This is a genomic window from Streptomyces sp. NBC_00829 (genome assembly GCF_045161795.1).
Lineage (GTDB): Bacteria > Actinomycetota > Actinomycetes > Streptomycetales > Streptomycetaceae > Streptomyces.
This window is the reverse complement of sequence record NZ_CP108867.1, coordinates 2,834,475-2,851,755: the sequence shown is the minus strand read 5'-3', so window position 1 is coordinate 2,851,755 and position 17,281 is coordinate 2,834,475. Positions and strand designations below refer to the sequence as shown.

Here is a 17,281-nt window from a genome sequence, read left to right as displayed (position 1 = left end):
ACAGCTCCACCCCCTTGGCGATGCCTCGTGATGACTTAGGGTCAGGTCGTACGCTGCGCTCAATGATTGCCCATACGGCGCGGTCTTGCGGACGACGATCCTACGTTTGCCCCCGGGGGGCGCATCAAGAGTCTCACGAGGTCGTATGCGCCGGAGCGTGTTCCCGTACCGGAACCGGCCACACCGGCGAGCGACCGTCCGAGCACTTCAGGGCGTGAGCTGCGCGGGTCTGCGGGCCCAGTCCGCGGGAAGCTCCGGAACCCGCCAGGAGGGGTCCGGCCGCCAGTGTTCCCAGCCGTCCGAAAACGGCGCTCCCCAGGCCTGGATGACCTCCAGTGCCGCCTCGCCGGCCTTCCACACCCGCCGCGCCTTCTCGGCATCCATCAGCCCGACGTGCTGCGCCTGGTCGAACTCGTCCTCGTCGTGCCACTGCCAGCTGCGGTCCGGATAGACCGAGAGATCCAGGAAATGGTCCTCCGAGTCGATGCCCCCGCTCCAACGGGTGCGCGGCTCCTCGAGGTTGACGTACCAGTTGCGGAACGTCCAGTCGTGCTCCCAGAACAGCCACACCGACCACGGCTGCCCCGGGCGTGCCAGCTTCAGCACGCCCGCGCCCGACCAGCGGGCGCGGGTGACCGTGCGCGGCGCGGTGTAGCGGGTGGCGAGCGGTTCCTCGTGGACAGGGGTGCCGTCGGCCAGCACCGGCTTCACACACTCGGTGCCCGGCGCCATCCACACCGCCAGCACGTCCTCGCCGTCCTGCACGACGGTCACGGGCCGGCAGATGTGCACGGCGGAGCCCGACAGATCCGGGGCATGGCCGCGATAGCGCCAGAGGATGTGGTCCCCGGGCGTCCAGCGTGCGATACGTTCCGTACCTGTCATGAGCAGATCTTAGGAGGACGGCCCGGGCTCCGCAGCGACTCAGGTCACGGCCGCCGTGTCACGAACGGGTCATCCGCAGCACGTCGAGGGCCTCGTCGAGCTGCTCCAGGGTCAGCGCTCCACGCTCCACGTAGCCGGACTCGAGGACGACCTCGCGGATGGTCTTCCGTTCGGCCAGGGACTTCTTGGCGACCTTCGCTGCCTCCTCGTACCCGATGTATTTGTTCAGCGGGGTGACGACGGACGGGGACGACTCGGCGTACTCACGGGCACGCTCGGCGTTGGCCGTGATGCCGTCGACGGTACGGTCCGCGAGCAGCCGCGAGACGTTGGCGAGGAGCCTGACCGACTCCAGCAGATTCCTGGCGATCACCGGGAGCATCACGTTGAGCTCGAAGTTCCCGGCGGCACCGGCCGTCGCGACCGTGGTGTCGTTGCCCGTCACCTGGGCCGCGACCATCAGCACGGCCTCCGCGATGACCGGGTTGACCTTGCCGGGCATGATCGACGAACCGGGCTGGAGATCGGGCAGATTGATCTCGGCGAGCCCGGTGCGCGGGCCGCTCGCCATCCAGCGCAGATCGTTGGCGATCTTGGTGAGCGAGACGGCGATCGTGCGCAGCTGCCCGCTCGTCTCGACCAGCGCGTCCCGGGCGCCCTGCGCCTCGAAGTGGTCGCGGGCCTCGGTCAGCGGCAGCCCGGTCGCGCGGGCGACCTCGGAGATGACGGCGGCCGAGAAGCCGGGCGGGGTGTTGATGCCGGTGCCCACCGCGGTTCCGCCGAGGGGGAGTTCGGCGAGGCGGGGCAGCGACGACTCCAGCCGTTCGACCCCGTACCGGACCTGTGCCGCGTAGCCGCCGAACTCCTGGCCGAGGGTGACGGGGGTGGCATCCATCAGATGCGTACGCCCGGACTTGACGACGTCCGTGAACTCCGCGGACTTGCGCTCCAGCGAGGCCGCCAGATGGTCCAGGGCGGGGATCAGCTGGTGGGAGACCGCCGCCGTCGCGGCGATGTGGATGGAGGAGGGGAAGACGTCGTTGGACGACTGGGAGGCGTTCACATGGTCGTTGGGGTGCACCGCGCGGCCCAGGCGCTCGGTGGCGAGCGTCGCGATGACCTCGTTGGCGTTCATGTTCGACGACGTACCCGAACCCGTCTGGAAGACATCGACGGGGAAGTGCTCGTCCCAGCGGCCGTCGGCGACTTCTGCCGCCGCGTCGGCGACGGCGCCCGCGATGTCCTTGTCGAGCACCCCCAGCTCGGCGTTGACCTGGGCGGCGGCTGCCTTGATCCGGGCGAGGGCCTCGATGTGGGCCCGTTCGAGACGCTGTCCGGAGATGGGGAAGTTCTCCACGGCCCGCTGGGTCTGGGCCCGCCACTTGGCATGGGCGGGGACCCGCACCTCGCCCATGGAGTCGTGCTCGGTCCGGTACTCGCTCGCGTCGTCCATCGCCGCCCTGCCTCCTCGGAACCACTGGAAAGGTGAGCACATGCCGTGGGCCGGCTGTTCCCGGCCGCGCTTACCCGTCAGTTAATACCCGGGGAGACCGCCGGCGTGGCAACGCGGCGCCGAGTGCGGCGGGTTGCGCGTACGGACTCGTCGGCGGGGCCCGAACGGGCGCGCCCATGCACAGCAAGCCCGTCGGGGTCCCCGGGCGAAGACCGGGGCCCGGCGCCGCGAAGCGGGCGCCCCCGCAAGAGGCCCGGGGCTGGGCCCCGGACCGGGAGGGGGGCGGGTGGAGGACAGACGGGCGGGTCAGGCCAGGCCGGGGCCCCGCACCGGGATCGACGTGAACGTCGGCGCCGGTGCCGGTTCGGTGAAGAAGTCGTTGCCCTTGTCGTCGACGACGATGAACGCCGGGAAGTCCTCCACCTCAATCCTCCACACCGCTTCCATCCCCAGCTCCTCGTACTCCACGACCTCGACCTTCTTGATGCAGTCCTGAGCCAGCCGTGCCGCCGGTCCGCCGATCGACCCCAGGTAGAACCCGCCGTGCGTCCCGCACGCGTCCGTCACCTGCTTCGACCGGTTGCCCTTGGCCAGCATCACCTTGGAGCCGCCCGCCGCCTGGAACTGCTCGACGTACGAGTCCATGCGCCCGGCCGTCGTCGGGCCGAAGGACCCGGACGCGTAGCCCTCGGGCGTCTTCGCCGGACCCGCGTAGTAGACCGGGTGGTCCTTCAGGTACTGCGGCATCTCCTCGCCCGCGTCCAGCCGCTCCTTGATCTTGGCGTGAGCGATGTCGCGGGCGACGACGAGCGGACCGGTCAGCGAGAGCCGGGTCTTGACCGGGTACTTGGTGAGTTCCGCGAGGACCTCGTCCATCGCCCGGTTGAGGTCGATCCTCACGACGTCGCCGGCCTCGTCGAGGTGCTCGTCGGTCGTGTCCGGCAGAAAGCGCGCCGGGTCGGTCTCCAGCTGCTCCAGGAAGACGCCCTCCGCGGTGATCTTCGCGGTGGCCTGGCGGTCGGCCGAGCAGGAGACGGCGATCGCGACGGGCAGCGAGGCGCCGTGGCGGGGCAGGCGGACGACCCGGACGTCGTGGCAGAAGTACTTGCCGCCGAACTGCGCACCGATGCCGATCTTCTGGGTGAGCTCGAAGACCTTCTCTTCCAGCTCCTTGTCCCGGAAGCCGTGACCGGTGGGCGAGCCCTCGGCGGGCAACTCGTCGAGGTAGTGGGCGGAGGCGTACTTCGCGGTCTTGAGGGCGAACTCGGCGCTGGTGCCGCCGACGACGATCGCCAGGTGGTACGGCGGACAGGCGGCCGTGCCCAGGGACCGGATCTTCTCCTCCAGGAACTTCATCATGCTCGCCTCGTTGAGCACGGCCTTCGTCTCCTGGTAGAGGAAGGACTTGTTGGCGGAGCCGCCGCCCTTGGCCATGAAAAGGAACTTGTAGGCACCGCCGTCGGTGGCGTACAGCTCGATCTGGGCCGGGAGGTTGGAGCCGGTGTTCTTCTCCTCCCACATGGTGAGCGGGGCCATCTGCGAGTAGCGCAGGTTGAGCTTGGTGTACGCGTCGTAGATGCCGTGTGAGAGGGCTTCCTCGTCGCCGCCCTCGGTGAGCACGTGCTGGCCGCGCTTGCCCATGACGATGGCGGTGCCGGTGTCCTGGCACATGGGCAGGACACCGGCGGCGGCGATGTTCGCGTTCTTCAGCAGGTCGAGTGCGACGAACTTGTCGTTGGAGGAGGCCTCCGGGTCGTCGACGATCCGGCGCAGCTGCGCGAGGTGTGCGGGCCGCAGATAGTGCGAGATGTCGTGCATGGCCTCGGCGGCGAGCGTGCGCAGCGCCTGCGGCTCGACCTTGAGGAAGGTACGACCGTCGGCCTCGAAGGTGGAGACTCCCTCGGCGGTCACCAGCCGGTAGGGCGTGGCGTCCTCTCCCAGCGGGAGCAGATCGGAGTACGCAAACTCTGGCATTTCGCCCATTCCTCACTCGGCAGACGGCGGCGCGGCCTCCATTGGCAGCGCGCCCTCCAGGTTAGAACGGGGTTCGCCGCCGCGGTCTGTGAGGTAAGGCTCACCTGGAGGCCGGTTGGCGGGCGTTGACGGCGGACGCCTTTCCGGGAGCCCGGCAAGATCCCAACGAGAGGACCTAGTCGCGATCTATCGCGTTTCGCTAGGCTGGTCCCGTGGACCTCGAAAAGAAGCCCCAGAAGCCCCTCGCCCCCGCGGAACCCGGCGACGCCATCCGCGCCTCCGACGCCGACCGTGACCGGATCGCGGACATCCTCAGGGACGCCCTCGCCGAGGGCAGGCTGGACGCCGAGGAGCACTCCGAGCGGATCGATGCCGTCTACCGCGCCAAGACCGTCGGTGAGCTGGAACCCCTCGTCCGGGACCTCCCCGCGGCCGGCAGGCGCCCGGACTCCGCCTACGCGTACGGGCCCCAGACCCCTGCCGGGCCCGCCGAGAATCTGGTCGCCGTCTTCTCCAGCGCCACCCGAAAGGGCCGTTGGCGGGTCGGGCGGCGTACGAATGCCTTTTCCCTCTTCGGCACCGTCGAGGTCAATCTCACCGAAGCGCTGTTCGAGCAGCGGCTGACCGTGATCAATGCGACCGCCGTCTTCGGCACTGTCGAAATCCGGGTCCCGGAGAACATCTCGCTGCGCGGCAGCGGCACCGGAATCTTCGGCACCTTCGACGTGCTCACGCTGGAGGCCGGCGATCCCGAGGCTCCGGTCGTCGTCGTCAACGGGTATTCGGTTTTCGGCACTGTGGAGGCCAAACCGAAACGGGGCCGGCGGATCTCCGATCTCCATGACCGCCTGCGCAAACACCTCGGCTGACGGCTCCGCCCCGGAGTGCTTTCCAGCCGTGAGCGCCCGTCCGTAATTCCGTACATCGGAAGCCAGTGCCACGCAGTGCATAGGAGTGCGTACAGCGGGTAGGGAGTGCTGCATCGTCTCTCGCTCGCGAAGCCGTCGTCAGGAGTAGACCGTGCTGCAACTGCCGCATCAGTCCTTGCAGGTGGCCGCCCTTCCACCCCAGCGCATTCCTGCTCGGGAAGATCAGGCCGGACCCTGGCACGCGGAGGCGGTGTGCCGCCGGGACGAAGCCGGACTGTTCTTCGCCCCGTCCAAGGAGCCGACGGCCGCTCGGCTGTCGCGCGAGGAGGCCGCGAAGCGGGTCTGCGCCCGCTGCCCGGTCATGGTCGAGTGCCGGGAGCACGCGCTGCTCCAGCCCGAGCCGTACGGAGTGTGGGGCGGGCTCACCGCCGCCGAGCGCCGTGTGGTGCTGGCCCGGCGCAGGCGGCGCGACGTCGAACTGAAGAAGCCCGCGTCGGCGGCCTGAGGGCCGCGCGCGCAACGGCGTACACGGAAAGGGGCGCCCCACCGCACATGGGGGCGCCCCTTCCGTACGTGCGCTGCGGCGCGGCTGCTTCGAAGGTCCGCCACGGCGCTTTCGGGGCCTCGCCGCGGCGCCCTCGGAGTTCGCCGCGGCGACGCGTACCGCTTGGCGCTACTTCGCGCGGTCGAAGTCGATCGCGCTGTAGGCGCGCAGCTTCGACAGACGGTGGACCGAGTCGATCTTGCGGATCGTGCCCGACTTGGAGCGCATCACCAGCGAGGACGTGGTGGCGGTCTCGGCCCGGTAGTGGACGCCGCGCAGCAGCTCGCCGTCCGTGATGCCGGTGGCGACGAAGAAGACGTTCTCGCCGCTGACCAGGTCGTCCGTGTGCAGCACCTGGTCCAGGTCGTGGCCGGCGTCGAGCGCGCGCTGACGCTCGGCGTCGTCCTTGGGCCACAACTTGCCCTGGATCGTGCCACCGAGGCACTTTATGGCGCAGGCCGAGATGATTCCCTCGGGAGTCCCGCCGATGCCGAGCAGCAGGTCCACGCCGGTGCCTTCGCGCACGGCCATGACCGAACCGGCCACGTCGCCGTCGGAGATGAACTTGATGCGGGCGCCGGTCTCGCGGATCTCCTTGACGATGCCCTCGTGACGGGGGCGGTCGAGGATGACGACCGTGACGTCCTCGGGCGACATGTTCTTCGCCTTGGCGACCCGGCGGATGTTGACCGACGGCGGGGCGGTGATGTCGACGAAGTCGGCGGCCTCGGGGCCTGTGACCAGTTTGTCCATGTAGAAGACGGCGGACGGGTCGAACATGGTGCCGCGGTCGGCGGCGGCCAGGACGGCGATGGCGTTGGGCATGCCCTTGGCGTTGAGCGTGGTGCCGTCGATGGGGTCCACGGCGATGTCGACCTCGGCGCCGGTCCCGTCGCCGACGCGCTCGCCGTTGAACAGCATCGGGGCTTCGTCCTTCTCGCCCTCGCCGATCACGACCACGCCGTTCATGGAAACGGTCGAGACGAGGGTCCGCATGGCCTTGACGGCCGCCCCGTCCGCGCCGATCTTGTCGCCGCGGCCGACCCACCGGCCCGCGGCCATGGCGGCGGCCTCGGTGACCCGGACGAGCTCCAGGGCGAGGTTGCGGTCGGGAGCCTCGGGAGAGACCTCGAGCTGGGACGGCAGATGATGCTCGGTCATCGGAGCGCACCTTTCTGTACGACGACGGCCGGAAAAGAGGGTGATGCGACTCTATCGGTACGTCGACATATTGAGCAGAGGGCCCCACGTTTGAGCGCGCTTCCTTGATGCGACGATGGGGGCGTGGCAGGTATGCGAGGCAGACAGACGGTGCGCGACATGGTGCTGTCGATGGCGGTGATCGGCGCCGTCGTCGCAGTGATCTACATGTTCATTCCGCACGACGACAAGGCGGCCCCCGTCAAGGCGGTCGACTACCGGGTGGAGCTGCTGACGGCGCGGCGCGCGGCGCCGTATCCCGTGGCGGCGCCGGAGGGTCTTGCCAAGGAGTGGAAGCCGACCTCGGTCTCGTACGCGAAGGCCGAGGGCAGCGCGTGGCACCTCGGCTTCCTGGACCCGGACGGCGAGTACGTCGCCGTCGAGCAGTCCACGGTTCCCGCCGAGAAGTACATCCCCCGGGTGAGCCAGCAGGCCGCGAAGACGGCCCGCACGCAGCAGATCGCGGGCGCTGCCTGGGAGCACTGGGAGGGGCCGCGGTACGACGCCCTGGTGCGCCGTGACAAGGGTTCGACGACGGTCGTCACCGGTACGGCGTCGGCCGAGCGGCTGACGCAGATGGCCGCAGCGCTGGAGTCCCGGCACGATCCGAAATAGCGCGGCCCGCAGGGTCTTTCGCTTGGATCTTGCCGGGCTGATCCAGACGAATCCGGACGAAAGGCCCTAGGCGGGCAGGTACTTGCGGATGTGCTCCCGGCGGATCTTGCCCGGGGTGAGCAGGAGGCCCAGCACGACCGGCGGGTCCGGGGGTGCGGTGGTGATGATCCAGCCGTTGTCCGGGCCGTGCCCTACGACGCGGTACCAGGTCCGTTCGGTGAGGGGCGTGGTGTTCATGTCGCAACGGTCGAACACGGACCAGACGTCGGCGTAGCCGTCCAGGAAGAAGTAGAACGGCGGCGAGAACGGCAGTTCGGAGCAGAGTTCGGGTTCGTGCGACGACGTTCCGGAGTGTTCGGCGCCGTTCTGGACCGTTCGCTGGACCGGCAGGGCGGCCGGTGCCGAATCGGTTCGGCTGCGGGCCTGGCGGCGGGCAGCCTTCTGGAGTCGTTTCGCGGCCTGCCAGCGGGCACGCCAGTGCGCCGCGAGCTTCTCGCGGGCGGCCGCCGGGGCGTCGGCGGCGAGCAGCTGGACCAGCCGGAGCGTGATGTCGATCGATGGCAGACGCTTGCCGTTGAGCGCCTCGCTGATGGTCGACTTCGCGAGCGGACGTCCCCGCCCCTCGGCGGAGCGGTCGACCAGCCGCTGCAGGGAAGGCGCGTCGTGCCGGCTGTGCAGGTCGTTCAGTTCCTCGGCGAATTCGGTGAGCACGCGGGCATAGACAGCCTCCGCGTCCTCGCAGTCGGTCGCGGGCTCATCCTGGCGCGATGCCATGTGCTCCATCCTCGTGCGCCGATACGAAAGTGAGATGGGCATCGTAGACGCCAAGTGACCGTCTGCTCACACTGTGCTCGTCAGCGTGGTGCCCGTGATGCATCCGGAATGCATCACGGAGTTCGGTGCCGAACGCCGAACGCCGAACGGGCCGCGGTGATCGGCGGCAGGCGGGATCGTGCGCCCGATTGGGGCGATCGTCATCCACTCGGCTCAGCTGGGCGCATGGACAACGACGACGCGAAGAACGCGTCCTCCCACGAACCGGTGCCGGACAGCCGAAGGGACGTGAGCGCCACCGAACTCGGTGCGATGGCCCTGCTGTTGGCGCTGGTGACCGTCGTCTACCTGGTCACGGGCGGTGCGAACTTCTCGCTGGTCATTGCGGCGGTCACGGGCCTGTACGGCGCCTGGCGGACGCGGCGGTAGCCGGTGTGGTGTCCCGGGCGCGTGAGGGCCCCCGGTCATGGCGGCGGCCCAGGTCATGGCGAAGGCCCCGGAACGCCATGCGTGCCATGCGCTCCGGGGCCGTCGGCCGCGGCTCTCCGGCCGGTCAGACGGCGGTGACGACCTCGTCGTACGCCAGACGCGGGGAGCGCGGGAACCAGGCGTCGTCGCCCGGCTTGCCGATGTTGACGATCATCAGCGGGGTGTGGTCGCCGTCCAGGAACTCCTTCTGGACGCCGGTGAAGTCGAAACCGGTCATCGGGCCCGCGGCCAGACCGGCGGCGCGGACACCGACGAGGAAGTACGCGGCCTGGAGTGCCGCGTTGAAGGCGGCGGCCCGCTCACGGACCGGACGCTCCGAGAAGAACATGTCCTTGGCCTTGGGGAAGGCCGGGAACAGGTTCGGGAGCTCCTCGTGGAACTCGTTGTCGGCGGCGAGGATCGCGACCAGCGGGGCGCTCGCGGTCTTCGCGCGATTGCCCTCGGCCATGTGCGGGGCCAGGCGCTCGCGGGCCTCCTCGGAGCGGACGAGGACGACACGCAGCGGGCTCTGGTTGAAGGCGGTCGGGCCGAACTTCACCAGGTCGTAGATCGCCTGAACCTGCTCTTCGGTCACCGGCTCGTCGGTGAACGTGTTGGCGGTACGGGCCTCACGGAACAGCAGGTCCTGGGCGGCGGAGTCAAGTGCGAGGGTCATGCTGGCGGTACCTTCCGGAGGTGTGCGGGTCACTGTTACGCCCGCTCCAACCGCACCCCGGTAGATTAAATTTCAACTATCACCGGATCGTGATCCGCCTCACATCCCGCATGCCCTGTGTGCTGCTCAGTTTTCATCCTCGTCCGCCGTGGGCTCGGCCTCGCTCTCGGACAGGGCCGCGTCGAGCCGGGCGCGGGCTCCCTCGAGCCAGCGGCGGCAGACCTTCGCCAGTTCCTCGCCGCGCTCCCACAGGGCCAGCGACTCCTCAAGTGTGGTGCCACCCGCCTCCAGGCGCCGGACGACCTCGATGAGCTCGTCCCGCGCCTGCTCGTAGCCGAGCGTGCTCTCTTCCGTCTTCGCTGCCATGCCGCCCACCCTATTCACCCCGTTCGTACTCATTCGGACACCCTTACCGCGAACTCGCCCTCCGAGACCCGCGCCCTCAGCTCGTCGCCCGCCGCGACCTCCTCGGGTGAACGGACGACCCCGCCGTCCGCCCGCTGGAGCACCGCATACCCCCGCTCAAGCGTCGCCGCGGGCGACAGCGACAGCACCCGCGCCCGCGTGTGCCACAGCTCCGAGTCCGCGCGGTCCAGCAGATGACCCAGCACCCGCCGGCTGCGGGCGGCCAGAGCGTCGACCTCCCGCTCCCGCTCGTCCACCATCCGGTGAGGATGCTCCATCGACGGCCGGGCCAGCGCATGGGCCAGCCCGCGCTCCTCGCGGTCGAGCAGCCCCCGGACGGTGCGCAGGGCACGGCCGCGGAGCTGGCGCACCCGCTCCTGCTCCTCGCCCACGTCCGGGACGACCTTCTTCGCCGCGTCCGTCGGCGTCGACGCCCGCAGGTCCGCCACCAGATCGAGCAGCGGCGCGTCCGGCTCGTGGCCGATCGCCGACACCACGGGCGTACGGCACTCGGACACCGCCCGCACCAGCTTCTCGTCCGAGAACGGCAGCAGATCCTCCACGCTGCCGCCTCCCCGCGCCACGATGATCACGTCCACGTCCGGGAGCTCGTCCAGCTCCTTGACCGCCTGGACGACCTGCGAGACGGCGTGCACGCCCTGCACGGCCACATTGCGCACCTCGAAGCGGACGGCGGGCCATCTGTGCCGTGCGTTCTCCAGCACGTCGCGTTCGGCGGCGGACGCGCGCCCGCAGACCAGCCCCACCCGGTGCGGCAGGAACGGCAGGGGCTTCTTGCGCTCGACGGCGAACAGCCCCTCCGCGCCCAGGGTCCGCTTCAACTGCTCCAGCCGCGCCAGCAGTTCTCCGATGCCCACCGGCCTTATCTCCACGGCCCGCAGCGACAGCTGGCCCCGCGGCGCATACCACTCGGGCTTGGCGTGCACCACGACGCGCGCACCCTCCGAGACCACATCGGCGACCGCGTCGAAGACCTGCCGGAAGCAGGTGACGCCCACGGAGATGTCGTACGACGGGTCGCGCAGTGTCATGAAGACCAGCCCGGCGCCCGGCCGCCGCGACAGCTGGGTGATCTGCCCCTCCACCCAGACCGCGCCGAGCCGGTCGATCCACCCTCCGATGAGCCGCGACACCTCGCCGACCGGCAGAGGAGCTTCCGCGGACGTGTTGAGAGCCATACGGGCGAGCGTATAGGCCGCGTACGACAACACCCTCCGCGCAGGCCGCGGCTACCCGTTCCCGGACGGACCGCGTTCGGCACCCGGTCCTGCCCTGAGGGTGATCTCCTGCCTCTCCGACGCGGCCTTACGATGGGGGGCATGACTGCTACGACTCCCGCCCGACGCGTCCTGCTCGCCGCTCCCCGTGGCTACTGCGCGGGCGTGGACCGTGCCGTGATCGCCGTGGAGAAGGCCCTGGAGCAGTACGGCTCGCCGATCTACGTCCGCCACGAGATCGTCCACAACAAGTACGTCGTACAGACCCTGGAGAAGAAGGGCGCGATCTTCGTCGATGAGACGGCGGAGGTCCCCGAGGGGTCGATCGTCATGTTCTCCGCGCACGGCGTGGCGCCGGTCGTCCACGAGGAGGCCGCCCAGCGCAGGCTCGCGACCATCGACGCGACCTGCCCGCTGGTTACCAAGGTCCACAAGGAAGCCGTGCGCTTCGCGAACGAGGACTACGACATCCTCCTGATCGGCCACGACGGCCACGAGGAAGTCATCGGCACGTCCGGCGAGGCCCCCGAGCACATCACGCTCGTGGACGGCCCCGAGGATGTCGCGAACGTTTCCGTACGGGACGAGTCCAAGGTCGTCTGGCTCTCGCAGACCACGCTCTCGGTCGACGAGACGATGGAGACGGTCGACGCGCTCAAGACGAAGTTCCCGAAGCTCATCTCGCCGCCGAGCGACGACATCTGCTATGCCACGCAGAACCGCCAGATCGCGGTCAAGCAGATGGGAGCGGATGCGGACCTGGTCATCGTCGTCGGCTCCAAGAACTCCTCGAACTCCGTGCGCCTGGTCGAGGTGGCGCTCGGGGCGGGCGCGCGCGACGCCCACCTGGTGGACTTCGCCGAGGAGATCGACGAAGCCTGGCTGGAAGGCGTCTCGACGGTCGGCCTCACCTCTGGCGCCTCGGTCCCCGAGGTCCTGGTCGAGGGCGTTCTGGAGTGGCTGGCGCAGCGCGGGTTCGAGGACGTCGAGCTCGTCAAGGCGGCCGAGGAGTCCATCACCTTCTCGTTGCCGAAGGAGCTCCGCAGGGACCTGCGCGCCGAGGCCGCCGAACTGTCGGGCAGGCCTGCCGCGCAGACATCCGGGGAGTGACTGTCAGCCGCTGCCCGTAACGTTGTGTCCCATGGACGTGTTCGGAGTGGACATCGGCGGATCCGGCATCAAGGGCGCACCTGTGGACCTTGGGCGCGGCGACCTGGCGCAGGAGCGCCACAAAGTGCTGACCCCGCACCCGTCGACCCCCGACGCAGTGGCGGACGGCGTCGCCGAGGTGGTCGGCCATTTCGGCTGGTCGGGCCCGGTCGGCATCACCTTCCCCGGCGTTGTCACGGACGGTGTCACCCGCACCGCGGCCAATGTCGACAAGGGCTGGATCGACGTGGACGCCGCCAAGCTGCTGGGCGACCGCGTCGGCGGCCTGCCGGTGACGGTACTGAACGACGCGGATGCCGCCGGAGTCGCCGAGATGACCTTCGGCGCGGGCGCCGGCCGCAAGGGTGTGGTGATGCTGCTGACGTTCGGCACGGGCATCGGCAGCGCGCTCTTCATCGAGGGCCGTCTGGTGCCGAACACCGAGCTGGGCCATCTGGAACTGCACGGCCACGAAGCCGAGAAGCACGCGTCGACGAAGGCAAAGGACGACGAGGACCTCGGGTGGCACCACTGGTCGCGACGGGTGCAGAAGTATCTGGTGCATCTGGAGATGCTGTTCTCGCCGGAGCTGTTCATCATCGGCGGCGGGGTGAGCCGCAAGTCGGACAAGTTCATTCCGCTGATCGAGGGGATCCGGGCGGAGATCGTCCCGGCGGAGCTGAAGAACAACGCGGGAATCGTGGGCGCGGCGATGGCGGCGACGGGCGGGTAGCGGACGGCGGCGACGGGCAGGTAGCGGACGGCGGCGACGGGCAGGGAGGGGGCCGCGGTCCCGGTGGCCGCGGGCTTTCCGTCGGCTGTCCGAGACGACTGTCCGGGGACCGCCCGGCTCAGCCGGGCGTTCGCGCGCCGGCTCAGCGGCGGCGTGCGCTGCCCGGACCGCCCGGGCGGTTGTTGCGGCGCTGCCTGCGGCTCATCATCCGCACCTTCCGTACGCAGGTGATGAGGCCGGCGATCAGCGTTCCGCCGTACAGCCACCCGGCGTGCACCGCGAGGGCTGTGACCACGGCCATCACCTGCCCGCCGAAGCCGCCCTCTCCGCCGGAGACCGGCACGATCCCGATGGCGAAGGCGATCGGCACGCTGATCGGGGCGGCGACGAGATCGGCTTCCCGCACCCAGAGCGCGGTCAGCGCGGCGACCGGCAGGAACAGCACCCCGTACACCACCGCGGAGCCGCCGAGGAGCAGCCAGTCCAGGCAGCCGAGCACGAGCATCGTCGCCGCTCCGAAGAGCCCGCCGCCGAGCCCGGTCAGGCGGGGCTTGGGCAGTCGGCGCAGGGCGAGCACGATGGGAGGCACGGTGCGTGCGGGCCGGGCGGTCACGCCGTAGACGGCGGGACCCTCGTACACGGCCGGACCTTCGGCGAGGGCACTCTGAGGAGTGAGGGGACTCTGCGGGGTGAGAGGGGGCTGCGGCCGCTGGCGGCGCTGAGGTTGACTCGTCCTGTGCTGCTCCACCAGACCAACGTAGGTCGGAATGGGGAGGGAAACAGGTATGAGACACGCCTTTTGGGTGACGTTGGCCGTGAGTTCGACCGGCCGGGGGCTCGGGCTCCCGTCGTCGCCCGGCTTGACCCGCCCGTAAACTGGGGGATCGGCCCACCGACGGGCCGGGCGCCCAGCAGCCAGTCATCACTCCAGGAAGTCGCCAACGTGTCGCTCACGATCGGAATCGTCGGCCTGCCGAATGTCGGCAAGTCGACCCTGTTCAACGCCCTGACCAAGAACGACGTGCTGGCGGCCAACTACCCGTTCGCCACGATCGAGCCGAACGTGGGTGTCGTCGGCGTCCCGGACGCCCGCCTCGCCACGCTGGCCGGGATCTTCGGTTCCGCGCGGATCCTCCCGGCGACCGTCGACTTCGTCGACATCGCGGGCATCGTGCGGGGCGCGAGCGAGGGCGAGGGCCTGGGCAACAAGTTCCTGGCGAACATCCGCGAGTCGGACGCGATCTGCCAGGTCATCCGTGCATTCAAGGACGAGAACGTCGTCCACGTCGACGGCAAGGTCTCGCCGAAGGACGACATCGAGACGATCAACACCGAGCTGATCCTGGCCGACCTCCAGTCGGTGGAGAAGGCCGTGCCGCGTCTGACGAAGGAGTCCCGCCTTCAGAAGGACAAGATCGCTGTCCTGGCGGCGGTCGAGGAGGCGCAGAAGATCCTCGAGGCGGGCCAGACGCTCTTCGCGGCGGGCATCACCGCGGGCACGGAGAAGGGCCGGCTCCTGCACGAGCTGCACCTGCTGACCACGAAGCCCTTCCTCTACGTCTTCAACGTCGACGAGGACGAGCTGGTCGACGAGGACTTCAAGAACGAGCAGCGCGCGCTGGTCGCCCCGGCCGAGGCGATCTTCCTGAACGCCAAGATCGAGTCGGAGCTGATCGAGCTCGACGACGACGAGGCGCTGGAACTGCTTCAGTCGATGGGCCAGGAGGAGCCGGGCCTGGCGACGCTGGGCCGTGTCGGCTTCGACACCCTGGGCCTGCAGACATACCTGACGGCGGGCCCGAAGGAGACCCGCGCCTGGACGATCAAGAAGGGCGCGACGGCCCCCGAGGCGGCCGGAGTGATCCACACCGACTTCCAGAAGGGCTTCATCAAGGCCGAGGTGATCTCCTTCGCAGAGCTGGTGGAGACGGGTTCGGTGGCGGAGGCGCGTGCGAAGGGCAAGGCGCGCATGGAGGGCAAGGACTACGTGATGCAGGACGGCGACGTGGTGGAGTTCCGCTTCAACGTCTAATGCGTGTGGCGAAAGGCCGTCTGACCTGCGGCGGAGCGGGTTGGGCGGCCTTTGCTGTCCGCGCAGAGTCCGCAGCGTGCTGGATGAGTCCGGCACGCGGGGGAGCGGTTACGCCGCTTCGTCGACCTGTGGCTGGGCATCGGCGGACTGGTCCGCGTACGCCTTGTCGACGGCGGCCCGGGTCCGCTCCTCGGAGTCGGGCCACAGGTGGGTGTAAATGTTCAGCGTCATGGCCGCGTTGGTGTGGCCGAGGCGCTCGGAGACGGTCTTCACCGACTCGCCGTGCTTGATCAGCAGGCTGGCGTAGTGGTGCCGGAGGGCGTGGGGTCCGGTGCCCTTCGGTATGCCGGCCTTCGCGCAGGCGGGCCGCCAGGACCCGTCCATGAAGTGCGTGTAGACCACGGGCCCGCCCTGCGGCGCCGTGAAGATCCAGCCCTCGGGCCCATCGGCGGGGAAGTCCCGCAGGTGGGCCTTCATCGCGTCCACTGCCATGCGGGGGAGCGGGACCGTGCGGTGCGAGCGAGCGGTCTTGGGCGGGCAGACGTACACGCCGTGCTTGGCGGTCTGCTGGATCTGCTGCTCGACCGAGACGGTCGCGTGCAGCAGGTCCACGTGCCGGAGCTGGAGGCCGAACAGCTCGCCGGGACGGAGCCCGGTGGCCGCGCCGAGCAGCACGAGGCCCTTGTATCGGGCGGGTATCTCCTCGGACAGCGTCCGTACCTGCTCGACGGCCAGTGGCACGATCTTCTTCCGTGGTACCGAGGGCAGCTTCGCCTCGGCGCACGGGTTGTGAGGGATCATCCGGTCACGGACGGCCGCCCGGAAGACGGCGTTGACCGTGTTGAAGACCGTCCGTGAGGTGCTGGCGGCCAGCCCGTGCGTGGTGGTCAGGCTGGTGACCCAGCTCTGGACGTCGCCGGGCTTGATCGCGCCGAGTGCCCGCTTCTCCCAGGCCGGGTAGACGTAGCAGCGCAGGTGCTGGGCCACCGCCTTGGCCGTGGAAGGTCGGTGCGGCTGGATGGCCCGCCATTCCTCCGCGAACTCCTTGAAGGGCTTCTTCGCCGACCGCGGGTCGACGTACTGCCCGGTGACCAGGCTGGCCGTGACCTCGTCGAGCCACCGCTGGGCATCGATCTTGCGGTCGAAGTGGCGCGCGTGCTCCTTGCCGTCGAGGTCGCGGTAGCGAGCACGCCATTTGCCGTTGGGGCGCTTCTGGATGTTGGCCAAGTGGCTTCTCCTTCGTGTCGGTTGTCAGTAGTGGCCGCCGTCCTCGATGTCGTTGCTGAGGGTGCGAGCGTCCCGCTCGTCGCCCATGAGGCGGAGGCACTGCTCGTGGATCGCCCGCGAGCTGTCGGGATGGGCCTTGATGTGGTCGGCGATGGCGACCACGGCGTGGTGCAGACGGTCGCGCGCGTCTCGAGCCTCGTAGAACGCCTCGACGGCTTCTTGGACGAGCCGCCGGCTGTCGATGTCGAGCCCCTCCAAGGGCGGGGACATCAGCTCTTCAAGAGGAAGCTCGAAGACGCGGGAGAAGGCGAGTGCCTCGTCGAGGTTGATACGCCGACGGGGGGTGCCGTTCTCGATGCGCCAGACCGCCGTCTGGTTCATCTTGATGCCGGCTCTGGTCACCCGCTCCGCCAGCTCGGTCGTGCTCCACCCTCTGACCTCGCGCTCCAGCGCCACGCGCGCGGCCACGTTTCCCTCGCTGTAGAGCAGCGGCACCTCGCCGCCCTCGGGCCTGTCGCTTGCCATCGAACCTCCATCGTCACCGTCGCTATCCCAATTGAAACATGAGCTTCCCGATTTGGGTAACCGCCGATCCTGGGGTACAACTTTATGCAGATCGAATCGCCACCTAGCCGAATGGGAATGCATGCGATACCTGACCACCGCCGAGGTCGCCGAGCGCTACCGCACAGCCGAAAGCACCGTCCGCTACTGGCGCCACATCAAGAAGGGGCCGCTCGGCATCAAGGTCGGCAAGCGGGTGCTGTACCCCGAGGCCGAGCTGCTGCGCTACGAGCGCACGCTGATCGACGGCCGAGACGAGTGGGGCCTGGCCTCATGAGCCGCCAGCAGACCCGGACACAGCAACGGCCCCCGGCGCGCCAACGCCGAGGGCCGGAGATTCCCCTGCACGTCGCCCATCCCTGAACGAACGAACCGGTGAGGGGCGGGACCTTGCCCGTGCCGTCCCTCACCTGAGAGGAACGTCTATGGAGGACTCTACGTCCCCCGCCACCTCGAACGCATCCGAGGTTCTCTG

General features: G+C 69.3%; 19 protein-coding genes. 8 read left to right on the top strand and 11 right to left on the bottom strand.

What is annotated here, in order from left to right:
- Nucleotides 1–207: 207 nt before the first annotated feature.
- The 3 genes from OG293_RS11955 to OG293_RS11945 form a co-directional block, all read right to left on the bottom strand.
- Nucleotides 208–885 carry a DUF402 domain-containing protein gene (locus OG293_RS11955; protein WP_405998775.1) on the bottom strand — a complete coding sequence of 226 codons (678 nt, stop codon included), beginning with the start codon at nucleotides 883–885 and terminating at the stop codon, nucleotides 208–210.
- A gap of 58 nt (nucleotides 886–943) precedes the next feature.
- Nucleotides 944–2,338 (bottom strand): class II fumarate hydratase, encoded by a 1,395-nt coding sequence (locus OG293_RS11950; protein WP_405998774.1) that lies wholly within the window; start codon nucleotides 2,336–2,338, stop codon nucleotides 944–946.
- Nucleotides 2,339–2,644: 306 nt separating this feature from the next.
- Complete coding sequence (locus OG293_RS11945) at nucleotides 2,645–4,321, bottom strand: fumarate hydratase (protein ID WP_405998773.1); 1,677 nt, start codon at nucleotides 4,319–4,321, stop codon at nucleotides 2,645–2,647.
- A gap of 203 nt (nucleotides 4,322–4,524) precedes the next feature.
- On the opposite strand from OG293_RS11945, the gene OG293_RS11940 reads away from it, so the two are divergent.
- A complete protein-coding gene (locus OG293_RS11940) occupies nucleotides 4,525–5,181 on the top strand; it encodes a DUF1707 domain-containing protein (RefSeq protein WP_405998772.1) in 657 nt (218 codons plus the stop codon).
- Between the two features lie 151 nt (nucleotides 5,182–5,332).
- Nucleotides 5,333–5,686, top strand: a complete 354-nt coding sequence (locus OG293_RS11935; protein ID WP_405998771.1) for a WhiB family transcriptional regulator — start codon at nucleotides 5,333–5,335, stop codon at nucleotides 5,684–5,686.
- A gap of 168 nt (nucleotides 5,687–5,854) precedes the next feature.
- Here the strand turns inward: OG293_RS11935 and glpX are convergent, their stop codons facing one another.
- Nucleotides 5,855–6,886: a class II fructose-bisphosphatase gene (glpX, locus tag OG293_RS11930; protein WP_405998770.1), complete on the bottom strand. Its 1,032-nt coding sequence runs from the start codon at nucleotides 6,884–6,886 to the stop codon at nucleotides 5,855–5,857.
- Between the two features lie 132 nt (nucleotides 6,887–7,018).
- Between glpX and OG293_RS11925 the strand changes: the two genes are divergently transcribed.
- Complete coding sequence (locus tag OG293_RS11925; RefSeq protein WP_406003569.1) at nucleotides 7,019–7,540, top strand: DUF4245 domain-containing protein; 522 nt, start codon at nucleotides 7,019–7,021, stop codon at nucleotides 7,538–7,540.
- Between the two features lie 66 nt (nucleotides 7,541–7,606).
- Here the strand turns inward: OG293_RS11925 and OG293_RS11920 are convergent, their stop codons facing one another.
- Nucleotides 7,607–8,314 (bottom strand): hypothetical protein, encoded by a 708-nt coding sequence (locus OG293_RS11920; protein WP_405998769.1) that lies wholly within the window; start codon nucleotides 8,312–8,314, stop codon nucleotides 7,607–7,609.
- Between the two features lie 225 nt (nucleotides 8,315–8,539).
- Between OG293_RS11920 and OG293_RS11915 the strand changes: the two genes are divergently transcribed.
- Nucleotides 8,540–8,743: a hypothetical protein gene (locus OG293_RS11915; protein ID WP_405998768.1), complete on the top strand. Its 204-nt coding sequence runs from the start codon at nucleotides 8,540–8,542 to the stop codon at nucleotides 8,741–8,743.
- Nucleotides 8,744–8,867: 124 nt separating this feature from the next.
- On the opposite strand, the gene OG293_RS11910 is transcribed toward OG293_RS11915, so the two are convergent.
- From OG293_RS11910 to xseA, 3 genes are all read right to left on the bottom strand, one after another.
- Complete coding sequence (locus OG293_RS11910) at nucleotides 8,868–9,458, bottom strand: malonic semialdehyde reductase (RefSeq protein WP_405998767.1); 591 nt, start codon at nucleotides 9,456–9,458, stop codon at nucleotides 8,868–8,870.
- Between the two features lie 126 nt (nucleotides 9,459–9,584).
- Nucleotides 9,585–9,824, bottom strand: a complete 240-nt coding sequence (locus OG293_RS11905) for an exodeoxyribonuclease VII small subunit (RefSeq protein ID WP_405998766.1) — start codon at nucleotides 9,822–9,824, stop codon at nucleotides 9,585–9,587.
- A gap of 29 nt (nucleotides 9,825–9,853) precedes the next feature.
- On the bottom strand, nucleotides 9,854–11,062 hold the full coding sequence (gene xseA / locus OG293_RS11900) for an exodeoxyribonuclease VII large subunit (protein ID WP_405998765.1): 1,209 nt from the start codon (nucleotides 11,060–11,062) through the stop codon (nucleotides 9,854–9,856).
- A gap of 132 nt (nucleotides 11,063–11,194) precedes the next feature.
- Between xseA and OG293_RS11895 the strand changes: the two genes are divergently transcribed.
- A complete protein-coding gene (locus OG293_RS11895; protein ID WP_405998764.1) occupies nucleotides 11,195–12,211 on the top strand; it encodes a 4-hydroxy-3-methylbut-2-enyl diphosphate reductase in 1,017 nt (338 codons plus the stop codon).
- A gap of 31 nt (nucleotides 12,212–12,242) precedes the next feature.
- Complete coding sequence (gene ppgK, locus OG293_RS11890; protein WP_405998763.1) at nucleotides 12,243–12,983, top strand: polyphosphate--glucose phosphotransferase; 741 nt, start codon at nucleotides 12,243–12,245, stop codon at nucleotides 12,981–12,983.
- Nucleotides 12,984–13,125: 142 nt separating this feature from the next.
- Here ppgK and OG293_RS11885 read toward each other — a convergent pair whose 3' ends face one another.
- On the bottom strand, nucleotides 13,126–13,731 hold the full coding sequence (locus tag OG293_RS11885; protein ID WP_405998762.1) for a DUF6542 domain-containing protein: 606 nt from the start codon (nucleotides 13,729–13,731) through the stop codon (nucleotides 13,126–13,128).
- A 195-nt stretch (nucleotides 13,732–13,926) separates the two neighbouring features.
- On the opposite strand from OG293_RS11885, the gene ychF reads away from it, so the two are divergent.
- Nucleotides 13,927–15,015 (top strand): redox-regulated ATPase YchF, encoded by a 1,089-nt coding sequence (gene ychF, locus OG293_RS11880; protein ID WP_405998761.1) that lies wholly within the window; start codon nucleotides 13,927–13,929, stop codon nucleotides 15,013–15,015.
- Between the two features lie 108 nt (nucleotides 15,016–15,123).
- Here ychF and OG293_RS11875 read toward each other — a convergent pair whose 3' ends face one another.
- Nucleotides 15,124–16,242: a tyrosine-type recombinase/integrase gene (locus tag OG293_RS11875; protein WP_405998760.1), complete on the bottom strand. Its 1,119-nt coding sequence runs from the start codon at nucleotides 16,240–16,242 to the stop codon at nucleotides 15,124–15,126.
- A 24-nt stretch (nucleotides 16,243–16,266) separates the two neighbouring features.
- A complete protein-coding gene (locus OG293_RS11870; protein WP_405998759.1) occupies nucleotides 16,267–16,767 on the bottom strand; it encodes a helix-turn-helix transcriptional regulator in 501 nt (166 codons plus the stop codon).
- 121 nt (nucleotides 16,768–16,888) lie between these two features.
- On the opposite strand from OG293_RS11870, the gene OG293_RS11865 reads away from it, so the two are divergent.
- The gene (locus OG293_RS11865; protein ID WP_358978449.1) at nucleotides 16,889–17,083 is read left to right on the top strand and encodes a helix-turn-helix domain-containing protein; all 195 of its coding nucleotides are present in this window, start codon (nucleotides 16,889–16,891) and stop codon (nucleotides 17,081–17,083) included.
- Nucleotides 17,084–17,281: the final 198 nt, after the last annotated feature.